Below are 16096 nucleotides of genomic sequence, written 5' to 3' on the forward strand. Positions count from 1 at the left end.
CGACTGGACTTCCTTCGGTCGAAAGCGGGGATCCATGGACCCTAAGCCGCCGATGGGCAACGTCCTTGGACTCCCGCTTTCGACCGCAGGGAGTCCAGTCGGACGCGGGAGTGACGATGAAAGCGAGTTGAAGTAACGCCAATGTCCAGTTCGATTGGTTCCGTGGCTTGATTGCGCGGGACGTTTGGACCGGTCACCTGCCCGATGGGCGGTGACCGGTCATTTTCCTCGGCCGGTTCCTCGGCCAGCCCCCGTATTGACCGGAGGCAGCGACGCCGCGTGTTAATCTTGCGCGCTGTAAAAATTCCGTCACAAGGCCTGCCCCTACACCCATGTTGCGCCAGCGCACCCTCAAGAACGTCACCCGCGCCACCGGCGTGGGCCTGCATAGCGGCGAGAAGGTCTTCCTGACCTTGCGCCCGGCCCCGGTTGATGCCGGGATCATATTCCGTCGTATCGACCTGGACCCGGTGGTCGAGATACCCGCGCGCGCCGATCTGGTCACCGAGACCACCCTGTGCACCGGTCTCAGCCTTGGCCCGGCCAACGTGCAGACCGTCGAGCACCTGATGTCCGCACTGGCAGGACTGGGCATCGACAATGCCTACATCGACCTGTCGGCTCCGGAAGTGCCGATCATGGACGGCTCGGCCGGTCCGTTCGTGTTCCTGTTGCAGTCCGCCGGCATTGCCGAGCAGGACGCGGCCAAGCGGTTCATCCGCATCAAGCACCCGGTCGAGGTTCGTGATGGCGACAAGAGCGCCCGGTTCGAGCCCTATGAGGGCTTCCGGGTTGGCTTTACCGTGGAGTTCCGCCACCCGGCTATCCCCGACGCGCAGTCGCGTGCGCAAGTGGAGTTCTCCACCAGCAACTACATCAAGGAAGTCAGCCGCGCCCGCACCTTTGGCTTCATGACCGACCTGGAATACATGCGCGAGCGCAACCTCGGGCTGGGCGGTTCGATGGACAATGCCATCGTGCTGGATGAGTTCCGGGTCCTCAACGAGGACGGGCTGCGCTACGCCGACGAATTTGTCCGCCACAAGATCCTGGATGCCATTGGTGACCTGTACCTGGCGGGCCATGCGGTCATCGGGGCCTATGAGGGCTTCAAGTCTGGCCATGCGCTGAACAACAAGCTGGTGCGCGCATTACTGGCTGAACAGGCCGCCTGGGAAATCGTCAGCTACCCCGAGGCAGAAGAACCAGAAGCCGTATCGGTGGCCTACGGCATTCCATCGTTGGTGTGATCGCACTACCTCGCAAGGCTTCCGGTTCCGGGGTCGGGATTCAGCGACGCTGCGGTTGATGGTGATGGACGAGCTGCGCGCCGCCGCGAGTACGCCGTGCGCGTCGTCACGGAAGTGAACCCACTACCTCGAAATAACGACTTACATACACATTATTCCCGGTCCCTTAACAAATTGAGGGTTTCGGAGCTTTAGCATGCGACGTCGGTGCTCACTTGATCTTCACGGCATACAACATGCCAGCGGGAACAAGTGCTCATCCGGCGTCGTCGGGCTCGTCCGGATTGGAAGGCTTCAACGACGCCAGCGCGGCCTGCAACGCTTGGTGTGCAGCGGCGGACATGGTGACCGGTTTCCGGGGCGCAGGTTGGGGGGGCGCACTGGATACGAGGCTCGTCTTGATGGCGAACTCGGTCACACCCAGTCCAATTGATCGGGCACCCGCCAACAGTTCCGGAGCAAGTAGACGCAATTTCGTTCGCCACACCGGGGAGTCAACCAAATACACGAGCCTGCCGCGCTCGTAATTCGCCAGTCGCGCATGCGCGGCAAGCGGGGGCGGCAGGAGGGGGCGTAAACGACGGTCCAGCTCGTCGAGCCAGAGGGCACGACGAATCGGGTCGCCAGCCGGCTCTGCCAGCAGCGCATCGAGCGCTGCAACAGGAGTCGATGGACGACGCGGCGGGTTGGATCGGGAATCAGACATTGGACCTATGACCTATCAAGACATCGTAAACAAATCGCGTGGCAGGTGGGCGTTAATGGCGCAACGCCTGATGGACACCATGACCCGGCAAGCGTCGCGCCGCCCGGGCCCGACCGCCGCGTTGCTGCTGGGCGGTGGCCTGGCGCTCGGCATCGGTGCCGGAGTCGCCGGCAACCTGTCGCTGCGTCACCAGGTGGACGCCCAGCAAGCGCAATTGCAGACCACCCAGGCCGAGGCGCAACGCGAAATCAACGCGCTGGCGGCCCGTCTGGGCGAACTGCAGGCCGAGGCCAACCGGCTCAATGCCCTGGGTGAGCGCCTGACCCGCATCGGTCAACTGCAGGATGGCGAGTTCAACTTCAACAAACCGGTGGGTCTTGGTGGTGGCGGCATCGTCCAGGACATGCCCAAGAGTGAGCTCAACCAGGGCCTGGTTGAGCTGGGCGCGCAGTTCCAGGCCTCCGGTGAGCAGCTGTCGGTTCTGGAGTCGCTGCTGTTCAACCGTCAGCTGGATATGAACTCGGTGCCTTCAGGCGAGCCGATCGACAGTTACATCACCTCCAACTTCGGCTATCGGGCGGACCCGATCCGTGGCGGCCGCGCGCTCCACAAGGGCATTGATTTCGAAGCCAATGTCGGCGACCCGGTGATGGCCGTTGCCGATGGCGTGGTCAGCTTCTCCGGTAGCCGCTCCGGCTACGGCAATACCGTGGAGATCGACCACGGCAACGGCTACGTGACCCGCTATGCCCACAACTCCAAGCTGACTCTCAAGGTGGGGGCGCTGGTCCGCGCCGGGCAGCAGGTCGCCAAGGCCGGTTCCACCGGGCGCTCCACCGGCGCCCACGTGCACTTCGAGGTCTGGCAGGACGGCCGGGCGGTCAACCCCAAGAAGTTTCTTGCCCAGCGTTCTCCGCTGCGGGGCTGAGCTGCGGGGCTGAGATCGCCATTGGCCCCTTGATAGGCGTCTGCGCGCCCCCACGCTAGAATAGGCTTTGCCATGACAGGGTGCCCAGCGCCCTGTTTTCGTTTTCGCGATGCAATCTTGCTTCCGTGGTGTCGCGCTCGCCTGATTCGTTCTGGACCAATCAATGCTCAACAACATGCTTACTCGCGTCTTTGGCAGCCGCAATGACCGCCTGCTGCGCCAATTGCAACGCTCCGTGACCAAGATCAACGCATTTGAGCCGGACCTGGAGAAACTCAGCGACGCCGAGCTGCAAGCCAAGACCCCCGAGTTCAAGCAGCGCCTGGCCGATGGCGCCACCCTCGACCAGATTCTGCCGGAGGCATTTGCCGTCTGTCGCGAAGCTTCCCGCCGGGTGCTGGGAATGCGCCACTACGACGTCCAGCTGGTTGGTGGCATGGTCCTGCACCTGGGCAAGATCGCCGAGATGCGCACCGGTGAGGGCAAGACTCTGGTCGGCACCTTGCCGGTCTACCTCAACGCCCTCAGTGGCGATGGCGTGCACCTGGTCACCGTCAACGACTACCTGGCCCGGCGCGACTCGGCGTGGATGGGCAAGGTGTACAACTTCCTGGGCCTGTCGGTCGGGGTGGTCTACCCGGGCATGCCGCACGGCGACAAGGCCGAGGCCTACAACGCCGATATCACCTACGGCACCAACAACGAGTTCGGCTTCGACTACCTGCGCGACAACATGGCGCTGTCGAAGGAGGACCGCCACCAACGCGGCCTGAATTTCGCGATTGTCGATGAGGTCGACTCGATCCTGATCGATGAAGCGCGCACGCCGCTGATCATCTCCGGCCCCGCCGAGGATTCGCCCGAGCTGTACATCAAGACCAACCGGATCGTGCCGTCGCTGACCCGGCAGAAAGAAGAGGAAGGCGAAGGCGACTACTGGGTTGACGAAAAGGGCAAGCAGGTGCACCTGTCCGAGACCGGGCAGGAGAACGCCGAGCAGTTGCTGCGCGATGCTGGCATCCTCGATGCAAACGAGGAGGAGGGCGGGCTGTATTCGCCGCAGAACCTCGCCATCGTCCATCACCTCAATGCCGCCTTGCGCGCCCATGCAATCTATCAGCGCGACGTGGACTACATCGTCCGCGATGGCGAGGTGGTGATCGTCGATGAGTTCACCGGCCGTACCCTGGCCGGGCGGCGCTGGTCGGACGGTCTGCACCAGGCGGTCGAGGCGAAGGAGGGTGTGCCGGTCCAGCGCGACAACCAGACGCTGGCGTCGATCACCTTCCAGAACCTGTTCCGGATGTACAACAAGCTTGCCGGCATGACCGGTACCGCGGACACCGAGGCGTTCGAGTTCGAGAGCATCTACTCGCTGGAAGTCGTGGTCATCCCGCCCAACCGTCCGGTGCAGCGCAAGGACAGTGCCGATGCGGTGTTCCTCAACCGCGCCGGCAAGTACCGCGCGGTAGCCGCCGAGATCAAGGAAGCGCACGCGAAAGACCAGCCGGTGCTGGTGGGGACCACCTCCATCGAGGTCTCCGAAATGCTCAGCCAGCAGCTGCGCGAGGCCGGCATCGACCACGAAGTGCTCAACGCCAAGCAGCATGAGCGTGAGGCGACCATCGTTGCCCAGGCCGGCCGGCCCGGTGCGATCACCATCGCCACCAACATGGCCGGTCGCGGTACCGATATCGTGCTGGGCGGGTCGTGGGAGAACGAGATCGAGCAGATCGAGGCCGAGACCGGCGAGCCGGTGGACGAGGTTACCCGCGCGCGCCTGAAGGCCGAATGGAAGGTGCGTCATGACGCGGTCAAGGCCGCCGGCGGCTTGCACATCGTGGGTACCGAGCGCCACGAGTCGCGGCGGATCGACAACCAGCTGCGCGGTCGCGCCGGCCGCCAGGGTGACCCGGGGTCCTCGCGCTTCTACCTGTCGTTGGAAGACAACCTGATGCGCATCTTCGCGGCCGACTGGGTGCAGCGGGTCATGACCCGGATGGGCCTGAAGGAAGACGACATCATCGAAAGCCCGCTGGTGTCCAAGCAGATCGCCAGCGCGCAGCGCAAGGTCGAGGCGCACAACTTCGACATCCGCAAGAACCTGCTGGACTTTGACGACGTCAACAACGACCAGCGCAAGGTGATCTACGGCCAACGCAACGAGTTGCTGGAGGCGCAGGACGTCAAGGAAAACATCGACAACATCCGCGATGACGTGGTCGCCGAGACCGTGGCCCGCTACGTGCCGCTCAACTCGATCGACGAGCAGTGGGACCTGCCGGGGCTGGAAACCGCGCTGGTCAGCGACTTCAACCTGCGCGTGGACGTACAGGCCAAGGTGCGCGACAACGCCGAGATCGATGCCGAGGCCATCGCCGAGTACGTCAACGAGCAGGTGGCTGCCCACGTTGCCGAGCGCGAGGCGCAGTTGGGTCCCGATACCACGCGCATGCTCGAGAAGCACATCATGCTCAACGTCCTGGACCAGAGCTGGAAAGAGCACCTGGCGCAGATGGATTTCCTGCGCCAGGGCATCCACTTGCGCGGTTACGCCCAGAAGCAGCCCAAGCAGGAGTACAAGTCCGAGGCATTTATCCTGTTCAGCGACATGCTGGAGAAGGTCAAGCGCGAGGTCATCTCGATGCTGGCACGCGTGCGCATCCGCAGCGAGGAGGAAGTCGCCGCGCTGGAAGCCCAGGAGCGTGCGCAGGCCGAGGCGCAGGCCCGAAACATGCAGTTCCAGCATGCTTCGGCGGGTGGTTATGGCGCCGATGAAGAGGCCGAGCAGGCACAGGCCGCCATCGCCCAGGCCGGTGGCCCGGGTCTGGCGCGCCATGCCGCTGAACCGGCATTGCCCAAGGTGGGTCGCAATGAACCTTGCCCCTGCGGCAGCGGCAAGAAATACAAGCACTGCCATGGACAGCTGGCCTGACGAGCCTTCACCGAGCGCGCACGACGATGAGCGCGCGCGCCAATCCAGCGACGCCGCCTCCCTGACCCGATGAGCGGCGACCCTCCATCGCGCGTCGTCCAGGTCGTCGCCGGAGTCATCCGCGACGCCCGCGGGCGGATCCTGTTGACCCGGCGCACCGAAGGTCGTGACCTGGCCGGGCGGTGGGAGTTTCCCGGCGGCAAGATCGACCCCGGTGAATCGGCCGAAGCCGCTCTCGCGCGCGAGCTGGACGAGGAACTCGGTATCCAGGTTGACGTCGGCGCGGCGTTGATCAAAGTCCCGCAGATCTACCCCGACAAGCGGCTGACCCTGGACGTCCGCCAGATCGCCCAGTGGCGCGGACGACCCCGTGGCTGCGAAGGCCAGGCGCTGGCCTGGGTCCCCCCGCACAAACTTTCCAGCTATCCGATGCCGCCCGCCGACCGCCCGGTCGTCGCCGCGTTGCTGCAGCCGGAGCTGTATCTGGTGACGCCGGATATAGGGACAACGACTGCCGGCCTACTCGCGCCGTCGGTGCCTACCGCCCTTGATTCGCTGACTGCGGAGACGCACACGAATGCGGAAGAGGAATGGCTGACTGAGCTGGATCGCGCACTCGCCCAGGGCATTCGCCGGGTCCAGCTGCGCGCGCCGAGTGTGGATCCCAAGCGCTGGCCGGAACTGGCCGCCAGCGCGGCCGCGCGCTGCCGAGCCGTGGGAGCGGAGGTGCTGGTCAACGGCGATGCCGCACTGGCGACCTCGCTTGGCATTGGACTGCACCTGCGCGCGGCGCAACTATCGTCGGTGACAACCCGCCCGGTCGCCGACGGCGTCCTGCTCGCCGCGTCCTGCCACACCATTGAAGACCTCCGCGCCGCCGAAGCACTCGGTTGCGACTTCGCCGTCGTTGGCAGCATCAAGCCCACCGCCAGCCATCCGGGCGCCCCTGGCATCGGCTGGGACGGTTTTGCGCGCCTGCGCGAGCACGTCAGCCTGCCGTTGTACGCCATCGGCGGCCTCGGCCCCGATGACCTCGCCGAAGCCCGCCAGCACGGCGCGCAAGGCATCGCCGCCATCCGCGCGTTATGGCCGACGGATATCGTTTAGCCCCCGGTCGCTATGCCATGGCGCATTGTTAATGCGCCCTACGTTGGGTGTGGGTAGGGCGTATTTCAATGCGCCACCGCGCAATACACCGCAGCAAGTAGGGCGCATTAACAATGCGCCGCCCCGCGTAGGCCGTAATGGCCGGTGGCACCCGCTATCGTAGGGCGTATTTCAATGCGCCACCCCGCAATACACCACCGGGGCTATCTCTCGGCTGCCACCACTCGATACCGCCGATCCAACGATTCCACATGCGCGTCCAGCGCCCCCAACGGCCCATCATTGACGATCACGTCATCGCCAATCGCCAACCGCTGAGCTCTGGTAGCCTGCGCCGCAATCATCGACTCGGCCAGCGCCAGGTCCACGCCATCGCGTTTGATCAGGCGCTCGCGCTGTACCTGCACCGGCACGTCCACTACCAGGATCCGGTCCAGCCAGGGATACGCCGTGCGCCCGCCGCCTTCAGCCAGCAACGGGATCGCGGCAATCGCATACGGCCCGCCGGCAGCCTCGCACAGCACATGCAGCCGGGCGCGTACCCGTGGATGGATGATGGCCTCCAGTTCGGTCCGGGCACCGGCATCGGCGAACACCCGCTCGCGCATCCGCGCACGGTCCAGTTGGCCATCGCCGAGCAGGACTTCGGCGCCAAATGTCTGCACCACCTCGGTCAGGCCTTCCGAGCCCGGCGCCACCGCCTCACGCGCGGCAAGGTCCGCATCGGCCACGAAGATGCCCAACGACTCAAAACGCCGCGTGACCGCGCTCTTGCCCGAGGCGACTCCGCCGGTGACGCCGATGATGCAGTTGCTCATACCGCACAGGATGCCATGTGACCGGTCAGGCCAGTCCCGCGACCCGCAGGTAGCTGTCAACCATCTGGTCGCCCCAGAAGAACGCCAGCCAGCCGGCGACGGCGAGGTAGGGGCCGAACGGGATCGGGGTGGCCTTGTCGCGGCCTTTTGCGGCCAGCCAGACCGAGCCGATGATGGCCCCGACCAGCGATGACAGCAGTACCGTCGGCAGGATGCCGTTGAGGCCGACCCAGGCGCCGATCGCGGCCAGCAGCTTGAAGTCGCCGTGGCCCATGCCTTCCTTGCCGGTGACCTGCTTGAATACCCACCAGACCAGCCACAGCGACAGGTAACCGGCCACCGCGCCCAGCAGCGCCGGCTTGGTGGCCATGTACAGATTGTCCGCCGCGGCGATCAACCCCAGCCACATCAGCGGCAACGTCAACTGGTCGGGCAATAACTGGGTGCGCAGGTCGATCCCCGACAGCGAGATCAGAAAGCCGGTAAACACCATCGCCCCGAAGCCCTGCCAGCCGAAGCCGAAGCGCCACACGCAGGCGACCATCAGCACCGCGGTCAACAACTCCACCAGCGGGTACTGGATCGATATCCGGGCCGCGCAGCCACGGCAACGGCCGCGCTGGATCACCCAGCTGAGCACCGGGATGTTCTCGTACCAGCTCAGCTGACGCTTGCATTGCGGGCAGTGCGAGCGCTCCACCACGATGCCTGGCGGCGGCGGATCGTAATCGTCCGGCTCGCCCAGCACCTCGCGGCTGTCGCGCTGCCACTGCCACTCCAGCCGCTTGGGCAGGCGCAGGATCACCACGTTGATGAAGCTGCCCAGCAGCAGGCCGAAACCCGCCACCAAGGGATAGCCTATTTCAGGATTCTGGTCGAGGAATGCCATCGGCTGAGCTTATCCGACTACCGCGCCGAGCTTGAAGATCGGCAGGTACATCGCGATCACCATGCCGCCGACCACCACGCCCAGGAACACCATGATCATCGGCTCCAGCAGGCTCGACAGCGCGTCGACCGCGTCATTGACCTCGCGCTCGTAAAACTCGGCGACCTTGAACAGCATATCGTCCAGGGCGCCGGCTTCCTCGCCGATCGCGGTCATCTGCACCACCATGTGCGGGAACTGGTTGGTCTGCTTCATCGCCATGTTGACCGAGTAGCCCACCGCAACGTCGTCGCGCACCCGGTTCACCGCCTTCTCGTAGACGATGTTGCCGGTCGCACCGGCCACGGTGTCCAGGCCTTCCACCAACGGCACGCCGGCCTTGAAGGTCACCGCCAGGGTCCGCGCAAAACGGGAGATCGCCGAGTTGTGGATGATCGCGCCCACCACTGGCACCTTGAGGATCAGCCGGTCGAGGAAATACTGGAATGCCAGCGAGCGGTTTTTGACCATGATGAAGGCGACCACAGCCGCGACCGAGGCGATCAGGATCAACCACCACCACGCCACCATGAAGCGGCTCATGTTGACGACCATCTGGGTAAAGGCAGGTAGTTCAGCGCCGAAGCCGGCAAATACGTCCTCGAACATCGGCACCACGAACACCAGCAGGATCGCGCTGACAATCAACGCCACCGCCACCACTGCGGCCGGGTAGAACATCGCCTTCTTGATCTTGCCCTTCAACGCCTCGGTGTTTTCCTTGTAGGTCGCCACGGTGTCGAGCACCGTTTCCAGCACGCCGGCCGACTCACCGGCCTTGACCAGGTTGCGGAACAGTTCGTCGAACTCCACCGGATGCTTGCCCAATGCTTCGCTCAACGACGAGCCGCTCTCGACCTCCGAGCGGAGCGAGTTGACCAGCTTCTGCATCTTCGGGTTCTTGTTGCCGCTGGCGATGATCTCCAACGAACCCACGATCGGTACGCCGGCCTTCATCATGGTGGCTACCTGACGGGCGAAGATCGCGATGTCCTGCGGCGTGACCCGCTTGCCGGTACTGCCGAACAGCGGCTTGGGCTTGACCTTGACCACCTTCGGGGTGATGCCCATCTTGCGCAGCTCGGCGCGCACGAAGTTGGCGTTCCTTGCGGTCTGCTCTCCCTTCATGACGACGCCGCGCTTGTCGGTGCCCTCCCAGACAAACATCGGCAACGGCTCGGCGCGGCGTACCGCAGCGGCAGACTTGGTGGCAGCAGATCGGGTAACGGACATGGTTGGGCCCCAGTAACGCGTAGCAATTCGACCAATGTGATGGGTCAGTGGTGACACATCATTCCCCAGTGTAGGCCGCGCCTCCCCGGCTGCGGACTACCCGGCACGCCCCGCATAAAATACCAAGCATGCCGTAGGCCAGCATATCCTGACCTTCCACGTCGCGATAGCAACGCCGGTCACGGTGCGTGACCTTGAGACCTCAGTCCTTGGTCACGCGGTTGATCTCCGCCAGGCTGGTGACGCCGTTGCGGGCTTTCAACAATGCCGATTGCCGCAGATCACGCACGCCGGCCGCCTGGGCCGCCGCGGCAATCTGCATCGCGTTGCCGCCGGCCAGCACGATGGTCTGGATCTCGTCGCTCATCGGCATCACCTGGTAGATACCGGTCCGGCCTTTGTAGCCCTCGGTGCAGTCGTCGCAACCGACCGCCTCGTACAGCTTGAACTCGGGGTCGGCGATTTCCTCCGCGGTAAACCCTTCGGCCAGCAAAGCATGCTCCGGCAGTTCCACCGGGCGCTTGCAGCTGTGCAGCCGCCGCGCCAACCGCTGGGCGATCACCAGGGTGACCGAGGAGGTGATGTTGAACGGCGCCACGCCCATGTTCATCAACCGCGCAATGGTTTGCGGGGCGTCGTTGGTATGCAGGGTGGACAGCACCATGTGCCCGGTCTGGGCCGCCTTGATGCCGATCTCGGCGGTTTCCAGGTCGCGGATCTCGCCGACCATGATCACGTCCGGATCCTGGCGCAGGAAGCTGCGCAGTGCGGCGGCAAAGGTCATGCCGCGCTTGAGGTTCATCTGTACCTGGTTGATGCCGGGCACCCGGATCTCGACCGGATCCTCGACCGTGGAGATGTTGCGGGTCTCGTCATTGAGGATGTTCAGCGCGGTGTACAGCGACACCGTCTTGCCCGAGCCGGTGGGGCCGGTGACCAGCACCATGCCGTACGGCCGCTGCACCGCACCCAGGAACAGGTCGCGCTGCTCGTCCTCGTAGCCCAGCTTCTCGATGCCCATCTTGGCGGCACTGCCGTCCAGGATACGCAGCACGATCTTCTCGCCAAACAGGGTTGGCAAGGTGCTGACGCGGAAGTCGATCTGCCGGGTCTTGCTCAGGTTGAGCTTGATGCGCCCGTCCTGGGGCGCCCGCTTCTCGGCGATGTCCAGTTGCGCCATCACCTTCAGGCGTGCGGAGATGCGTGGCTGCAGTTTCACCGGCACCCGCGCCGACTGCTTGAGCAGACCATCGATGCGCAGGCGCACCCGGTATTCGGTCTCGTAGGGCTCAAAGTGGATGTCCGACGCGCCGCGGCGGATCGCGTCGACCAACACCTTGTTGATGAACTTGACGACCGGCGTGTCGTCCGTCTTGGCGTCGACCCCGGCGTCGGAGTCGTCCTCATCGTTACTGACGTCGAGGTTCTCCAGCCCCTCGTCGTCGCCGCCCATCGCATCACCCAGCGCATCGGCACTTTCCAGCCAGCGGTCCAGGTGGCGCTTGATGCTCTCCTCATCGACCAGAATCGCCTCGATGGTGAAGTTGGTCTGGAACTTGATCTCCGACAGCGCATGGGTGTTGGTCGGGTCGGCAACGCCCACGAACAGCCGGTTGCCGCGCCTGAACAACGGCAGCACGCAGTGCTTGCGCAGCAGCTCTTCCTTGACCAGCTTGACCGCCGATTGCTCCGGGTCCATCGCCGCGGCATCAAACAACGGTACCCCGAACTCGATCGAGTTGGCCGCCGCCAGATGGGCCGGCGTGACCAGGCGCTTGTCGACGATGTAGTTGGCCAGCGGTTTGCGCTCGTCGCTGGCCGCGGCCATGGCTTCGCGGGCAGCGGCCTCGCTCAGCGCACCGTCCAGCACCAGTCGCCGGGCAATACCGGTGATCCCTACCAGGTTGGCAGTAGCTACGGCGTTCATGTGATCCCCTGTGATCCCGTGCGGACAACTTTACTGCAATCGCCCCTTGGCAGGGCGGCGCCGGGGTCGTGGTGCGCCGCGCAAGTCAATTCGTCACTGAGGCCACTGGCGTGCGGTATGGACCAACGCCAGCACCCAAACGGTGTTGTCGTTGATCGTTATCTCGTACACCAGGCGGTAGCTCTTATGCGGGATCAACTCGCGGGTGCCGGGGATCTTGCCAACATACCCGAGCATCGGAAGCTCTGCCAATTTTGCTGCGGCGTCACTGAAAAGCAGGTCCATCCGCGCGGCGGCCGACGGGTTGTCAGCTGTGATGTGGTCCCAGATGTCGTCACGGTCGTGCTCGGCTTCCGGCGTCCAGAGCACTCTCACGCCTGGTCGGTCACTTTAGTGCGCCGTGCGGCGAACTTGGCGTCGACCTCGTCATTGGATCGACCGCGCCCCGCACGCATCGACGCCCGCGCCACTTGGACCTTGCGTTGCAGGAACTCGTCGTACTCGCGCACTTGGCGTTGGCGTTGAACGAACTCGCGCATCAGTTCTCGCACCACCTGCGAGGCCGGGCGATGCACCGCTTCGGCTTCCGCCAAGAATTGCTCCCGCAGCTCGGGTTCCAGCTTCATCGTGAACACAGCTTGCTTTGACATGGGCCACTTCCGGTGATGACATAGTGTATACGTTATCACTACTTTCGGGCTCAGGGGTCTTGGCTGGCCGCTGCAGCGTCTTCTCCACCATTGCCTGGAACCGTGGCGAGCCCAATGCACGCTCCTGGCGCATGTGCTCGCGCACCGCATTCAACTGGTCCTGGTCAAGCGGTTCCATCAGCACGGCCCGATAGCGCGCAACGCGGATGGCGGCATCCGCGCCCAGCGCGATGAAGGACGGGTGCGGTTGCAGCAAGGGCCATGGCTGCAGGCCGAGGTTGGCGTGCACGCTAGACCACCGGTAACTCCCACGGCAATGCAGCCAGCCCCGCGCGCACGGGATTGAGCTCGATGTAGCGCAGGCACGTCAACAAGTAGCGGTCGCTGTCCATCAGGCATGAGCGGAACCGCCCCTCCCACAACGTTCCGGAACGGGCGAATTTGTGGTTGAAGGCGCGCACGTAGCGCCTTCCGAGTGACTGCATCATCCGCGACACCGCTCCCGTCACCGCGGCGCTTACCGACAGGTGCACGTGATTGCCCATCAGCACCCAGCCATGCACCGCGACATCATGGGTGGTGGCCGCAATCGTCAGCGCATCGAAATAAGCGGCGTGATCCTCGTCATCGATGAAGGTGGCGCCGCGATTGACCCCGCGATGGGTGATATGCATCGGGATGCCAGGTAACTCCAGTCGGGGGCGACGCATGCGTGGCACTCCAATGGTTGAAAGTGCTCAGCGTGGTCGTTGCCTGGGGAGTCCTGTATCGGCCCAGTGCGCATGGCAGCGTAGGAAAAGGGGGCGATGGATTGTTGGCGGGACGGGCTGGTGGCTTGTCTTGCGCCAACAAAAAAACCCCGGCGGGTGCCGGGGCTTTTTGTGGTGCCAGGAAGGCGAGGTCGAGTGAATCGGGTGCCTGTTACTTCAGGGTTGCCGATTCAAGTGGAAATGTTCTCCACTCCGACCCCTTTTTCCCCGCCCATGCTGCTGTCCTGTCAGAAGTTGCTGCTGCCGATGAATGCCAATGCAAGCCCGGTAAGTTGAAGAAAAATCGGGTTCTTGGCAACGTCCCAATGTAGGACTAGAAAGAATAGTGTTACGGGGGCTATGAACAAGCAACCTAGCCCCCACAAGATGCTTGTCTTGAACGCGGCGATCAGGGTTCCGATGCCGCCAATGATGAATACGATAATTCCAAGATAGGCCAAAGCCGCCATTTTATTCCCCTAGTGGAAACGCCTGAGTTAAGCTTGGCGCCGCAACGATGAAGGAAGGCTGGCGAGCAACCAGCGCCCCCTTGCGACTCGATGCTGGACAAACCTCTTGTACGCAGGTGTATCAAGTGGCTGGGGCCTGGCATGACGCGTGTGGTTGCAGAAGAAGCATGCCGCCACAATATTTGAACGGCCATTAGTGCCGCCATCACACCGAGGAACTACATGCTCCGCCGTGCATTGGAGAAGTCTGGCTTGGCGCTTACTGACGCGGTGCTTGGTGAGGAATAAGCCTGGCTCACCTAGCAGCATGAGTACACCACAGTAGTAGCAGAGATTATCTTGCTTATGTGCAGCAAAATTTCGGGCGTGAACAATAGATTTTGACATGAGGTAAGACTCCAAAAAAAGGAAGCCCCACATGTCCTTGGGATCAGATGTAGGCGCCGGGGGTATCCTCACCGGCGACTGACTGAGTAGCTCAGCCAGCTTCTGCTTTTACAGTACGCTGAGCCTAGCGCAAACTTTAAGCACGTGCAAATTTCCGGTCAAGCCTAACGCTTAGTGTGGCCAGAAATGAGGTCGACTGAATCGCCTATTACTTCAGGGTTTCCGATTCAAGTGGAAATCCTATCTGACCCCTTTTCCGGCCCCTTCCCCTCTCGTTAGCTACGGCAATTAGAAGGAACGTATCTATTGTCGCTTGAGGTGGTGCAATCCCAAGTCACGCCGCCATTCACAACTGCAGCGGTCAAGTTAAACGTCACCACGACAGAGTTGCTAGCAGTCACAGACACATTAATCGTGCCCGGTTCGGTGCACGCAATAGTAGTGCGACCAATGGTGCCAGTATTGATACCAGTGCACTTTGTCGCGACGTCAGAAGTCAGGTTTTCAGCGATGGTCGTCTTGGCCGCACTTGCCTGCACAACGCCCTCAGAGACTTGGGCGCGGATGGTGTAGTCCTGATAGGCCGGTAACGCAATCGCCGCCAAGATAGCAATGATCGCGATTACGATCATCAGCTCAATTAATGTGAAGCCGCGTACGTTGCTCATGACAACCCCCCCCTCTCTCTCTCTCGAATGCAATGTGATCGTTGCATGAATCATGCCAACGAATGAGCCTGCGAAAAAGACTTTTCAAGGACTGTCGGGAAGAACAGCCCCTATTTTCAGTAGGAACTGGTTGCCACAGGCGTAGGTCGTGCGCTTGATCAACTTGATCTTGTTGTTGATGCCTTCCGGTTGGTCTGTATGCATCGCTCAGCACGCCAGACTGACGATGTCGCGGCAGTAGTGGCGCAGTTTCCGGGCAAGGTGCATTAGCGTCAGAATTCGGCATTTTGGGACACGTGTAGTCTATTTGTTGCGATGCTCGGTGCCACGCCTAAATAGTGCATGTTATCCATAGCGGCTTCAGCTAGGCATTCATCACGTAGGCCGTCTTCTTTGACTGGTGGGTTGCCAGCAGTTCCTCGAACCGGGGCGTCCCGTCTTGCTGGGCGGCTGTGGCGCAGTTAATTGGCCGTGTCCACGTGCACCCGATCGATAACTTACAACCGTACTTGGCGGTCACGTACAACGGTCATAGAACATCCAATAGAAAAACCCCGGCGGTTGCCGGGGTTTTTTGTGTTGCCAGAAAGGCGAGATCGAGTGAATCGGGTACCTGTTATTTCAAGATTGCCGATTCAAATGGAATGTTCTCTGACCCTTTTTCCTTCCTTCTTCCCAACGGAGCAGAATTACTCGCGGCATTCCGCCGGGACGTACTTGGTGTCGCTCGGATTGTTGCAATCCCAGGTCACGCCACCGGTAGACGCAGTCGGAACCAGATCGAAGGTGACGGTGTGGGCAGAATCCGCAACGACGGAGGCAGACAGCGTACCGGTGGCACAGCTGATCGTGGTCATGCCGAGAGTGGTGGTGTTGACCCCAGCGCAGAGGTCGGTGGTTTCCGCCATGATGTTTTCCGAGACGGTAACCTTTGCAGCGCTGGCTTGAACGAGGCCCTCCGACACCTTGGCGCGGACCATATAGTCCTGATAAGCCGGCAGCGCAATCGCGGCCAAGATCGCGATGATCGCGATGACGATCATCAGTTCGATGAGGGTGAAGCCTTGCTGGTTGTTCTTCATGGTGTTTCCCCTAGGAGTGATTGTTACTTCACGTACCTGCAGGTCCGGCTGTTCCGGTCCGTCGGCACCGCCGTGCATGCTGCACGTGCAGGGAAGAGTACGCATGAGCCGTGCCAAGTACAGTGTTATGGGCGTTTTGATGGTGACAGGACGCGAAACTGAATGCCGGGTCACGTTTGGATGGGGCATGTGTGTTGGCAGGGTGACGCGGAAGGTCGGTTTGGCTGCGAGTTGAGTGACGGTTTGCGTCACATTGGC

16 protein-coding genes are annotated in these 16096 nt (G+C 62.6%); 4 read left to right on the plus strand and 12 right to left on the minus strand.

Annotated elements, in window-relative coordinates; translation table 11 throughout:
• Window positions 1-332: 332 nt before the first annotated feature.
• On the plus strand, window positions 333-1250 hold the full coding sequence (lpxC, locus tag ACW7G1_RS03315) for a UDP-3-O-acyl-N-acetylglucosamine deacetylase (RefSeq protein ID WP_456978330.1): 918 nt from the start codon (window positions 333-335) through the stop codon (window positions 1248-1250).
• 256 nt (window positions 1251-1506) lie between these two features.
• Here lpxC and ACW7G1_RS03320 read toward each other — a convergent pair whose 3' ends face one another.
• Entirely contained in the window at window positions 1507-1956 is a 450-nt protein-coding gene (locus ACW7G1_RS03320; RefSeq protein ID WP_456962367.1) for a DciA family protein, read from the minus strand.
• A gap of 7 nt (window positions 1957-1963) precedes the next feature.
• On the opposite strand from ACW7G1_RS03320, the gene ACW7G1_RS03325 reads away from it, so the two are divergent.
• The 3 genes from ACW7G1_RS03325 (at window position 1964) to mutT (ending at window position 6926) form a co-directional block, all read left to right on the plus strand.
• The gene (locus tag ACW7G1_RS03325) at window positions 1964-2884 is read left to right on the plus strand and encodes a M23 family metallopeptidase (protein ID WP_456978331.1); all 921 of its coding nucleotides are present in this window, start codon (window positions 1964-1966) and stop codon (window positions 2882-2884) included.
• A 163-nt stretch (window positions 2885-3047) separates the two neighbouring features.
• The gene (gene secA, locus ACW7G1_RS03330; protein WP_456978332.1) at window positions 3048-5819 is read left to right on the plus strand and encodes a preprotein translocase subunit SecA; all 2772 of its coding nucleotides are present in this window, start codon (window positions 3048-3050) and stop codon (window positions 5817-5819) included.
• Between the two features lie 69 nt (window positions 5820-5888).
• A complete protein-coding gene (gene mutT, locus ACW7G1_RS03335; RefSeq protein ID WP_456978333.1) occupies window positions 5889-6926 on the plus strand; it encodes an 8-oxo-dGTP diphosphatase MutT in 1038 nt (345 codons plus the stop codon).
• A gap of 203 nt (window positions 6927-7129) precedes the next feature.
• Here the strand turns inward: mutT and coaE are convergent, their stop codons facing one another.
• The 11 genes from coaE to ACW7G1_RS03390 form a co-directional block, all read right to left on the minus strand.
• Window positions 7130-7744 carry a dephospho-CoA kinase gene (gene coaE, locus ACW7G1_RS03340; RefSeq protein WP_456978334.1) on the minus strand — a complete coding sequence of 205 codons (615 nt, stop codon included), beginning with the start codon at window positions 7742-7744 and terminating at the stop codon, window positions 7130-7132.
• A gap of 25 nt (window positions 7745-7769) precedes the next feature.
• Window positions 7770-8633, minus strand: coding sequence for a prepilin peptidase (locus ACW7G1_RS03345; RefSeq protein ID WP_456978335.1), 864 nt, complete (start codon window positions 8631-8633; stop codon window positions 7770-7772).
• A 9-nt stretch (window positions 8634-8642) separates the two neighbouring features.
• Window positions 8643-9905 (minus strand): type II secretion system F family protein, encoded by a 1263-nt coding sequence (locus ACW7G1_RS03350; protein ID WP_456978336.1) that lies wholly within the window; start codon window positions 9903-9905, stop codon window positions 8643-8645.
• A gap of 202 nt (window positions 9906-10107) precedes the next feature.
• On the minus strand, window positions 10108-11832 hold the full coding sequence (pilB, locus tag ACW7G1_RS03355) for a type IV-A pilus assembly ATPase PilB (protein WP_456978337.1): 1725 nt from the start codon (window positions 11830-11832) through the stop codon (window positions 10108-10110).
• A gap of 93 nt (window positions 11833-11925) precedes the next feature.
• On the minus strand, window positions 11926-12207 hold the full coding sequence (locus tag ACW7G1_RS03360; RefSeq protein ID WP_456978338.1) for a type II toxin-antitoxin system RelE/ParE family toxin: 282 nt from the start codon (window positions 12205-12207) through the stop codon (window positions 11926-11928).
• Window positions 12204-12482 (minus strand): antitoxin of toxin-antitoxin stability system, encoded by a 279-nt coding sequence (locus ACW7G1_RS03365; protein ID WP_456978339.1) that lies wholly within the window; start codon window positions 12480-12482, stop codon window positions 12204-12206. The genes ACW7G1_RS03360 and ACW7G1_RS03365 overlap by 4 nt, the downstream gene beginning before the upstream one ends.
• A gap of 290 nt (window positions 12483-12772) precedes the next feature.
• Window positions 12773-13192 carry a transposase gene (locus tag ACW7G1_RS03370; protein WP_456978340.1) on the minus strand — a complete coding sequence of 140 codons (420 nt, stop codon included), beginning with the start codon at window positions 13190-13192 and terminating at the stop codon, window positions 12773-12775.
• Between the two features lie 287 nt (window positions 13193-13479).
• On the minus strand, window positions 13480-13701 hold the full coding sequence (locus ACW7G1_RS03375) for a hypothetical protein (protein WP_456978341.1): 222 nt from the start codon (window positions 13699-13701) through the stop codon (window positions 13480-13482).
• A gap of 27 nt (window positions 13702-13728) precedes the next feature.
• Window positions 13729-14121, minus strand: coding sequence for an HNH endonuclease (locus tag ACW7G1_RS03380; protein ID WP_456978342.1), 393 nt, complete (start codon window positions 14119-14121; stop codon window positions 13729-13731).
• A gap of 242 nt (window positions 14122-14363) precedes the next feature.
• Complete coding sequence (locus tag ACW7G1_RS03385) at window positions 14364-14756, minus strand: pilin (protein WP_456978343.1); 393 nt, start codon at window positions 14754-14756, stop codon at window positions 14364-14366.
• Between the two features lie 689 nt (window positions 14757-15445).
• Window positions 15446-15838, minus strand: coding sequence for a pilin (locus tag ACW7G1_RS03390; RefSeq protein WP_456978344.1), 393 nt, complete (start codon window positions 15836-15838; stop codon window positions 15446-15448).
• Between the last annotated feature and the right edge of the window lie 258 nt (window positions 15839-16096).

Source organism: Lysobacter sp. A378 (genome assembly GCF_054052125.1).

Coding starts and splice junctions, on each gene's coding strand:
- ACW7G1_RS03375 (WP_456978341.1), bottom strand. CDS start 13,701: ATGGCGGCTTTGGCCTATCTTGGAATTATCGTATTCATCATTGGCGGC.
- secA (WP_456978332.1), top strand. CDS start 3,048: ATGCTCAACAACATGCTTACTCGCGTCTTTGGCAGCCGCAATGACCGC.
- mutT (WP_456978333.1), top strand. CDS start 5,889: ATGAGCGGCGACCCTCCATCGCGCGTCGTCCAGGTCGTCGCCGGAGTC.
- ACW7G1_RS03345 (WP_456978335.1), bottom strand. CDS start 8,633: ATGGCATTCCTCGACCAGAATCCTGAAATAGGCTATCCCTTGGTGGCG.
- ACW7G1_RS03390 (WP_456978344.1), bottom strand. CDS start 15,838: ATGAAGAACAACCAGCAAGGCTTCACCCTCATCGAACTGATGATCGTC.
- ACW7G1_RS03325 (WP_456978331.1), top strand. CDS start 1,964: ATGACCTATCAAGACATCGTAAACAAATCGCGTGGCAGGTGGGCGTTA.
- ACW7G1_RS03370 (WP_456978340.1), bottom strand. CDS start 13,192: ATGCGTCGCCCCCGACTGGAGTTACCTGGCATCCCGATGCATATCACC.
- ACW7G1_RS03365 (WP_456978339.1), bottom strand. CDS start 12,482: ATGTCAAAGCAAGCTGTGTTCACGATGAAGCTGGAACCCGAGCTGCGG.
- ACW7G1_RS03385 (WP_456978343.1), bottom strand. CDS start 14,756: ATGAGCAACGTACGCGGCTTCACATTAATTGAGCTGATGATCGTAATC.
- lpxC (WP_456978330.1), top strand. CDS start 333: ATGTTGCGCCAGCGCACCCTCAAGAACGTCACCCGCGCCACCGGCGTG.
- ACW7G1_RS03320 (WP_456962367.1), bottom strand. CDS start 1,956: ATGTCTGATTCCCGATCCAACCCGCCGCGTCGTCCATCGACTCCTGTT.
- pilB (WP_456978337.1), bottom strand. CDS start 11,832: ATGAACGCCGTAGCTACTGCCAACCTGGTAGGGATCACCGGTATTGCC.
- coaE (WP_456978334.1), bottom strand. CDS start 7,744: ATGAGCAACTGCATCATCGGCGTCACCGGCGGAGTCGCCTCGGGCAAG.
- ACW7G1_RS03380 (WP_456978342.1), bottom strand. CDS start 14,121: ATGTGGGGCTTCCTTTTTTTGGAGTCTTACCTCATGTCAAAATCTATT.
- ACW7G1_RS03350 (WP_456978336.1), bottom strand. CDS start 9,905: ATGTCCGTTACCCGATCTGCTGCCACCAAGTCTGCCGCTGCGGTACGC.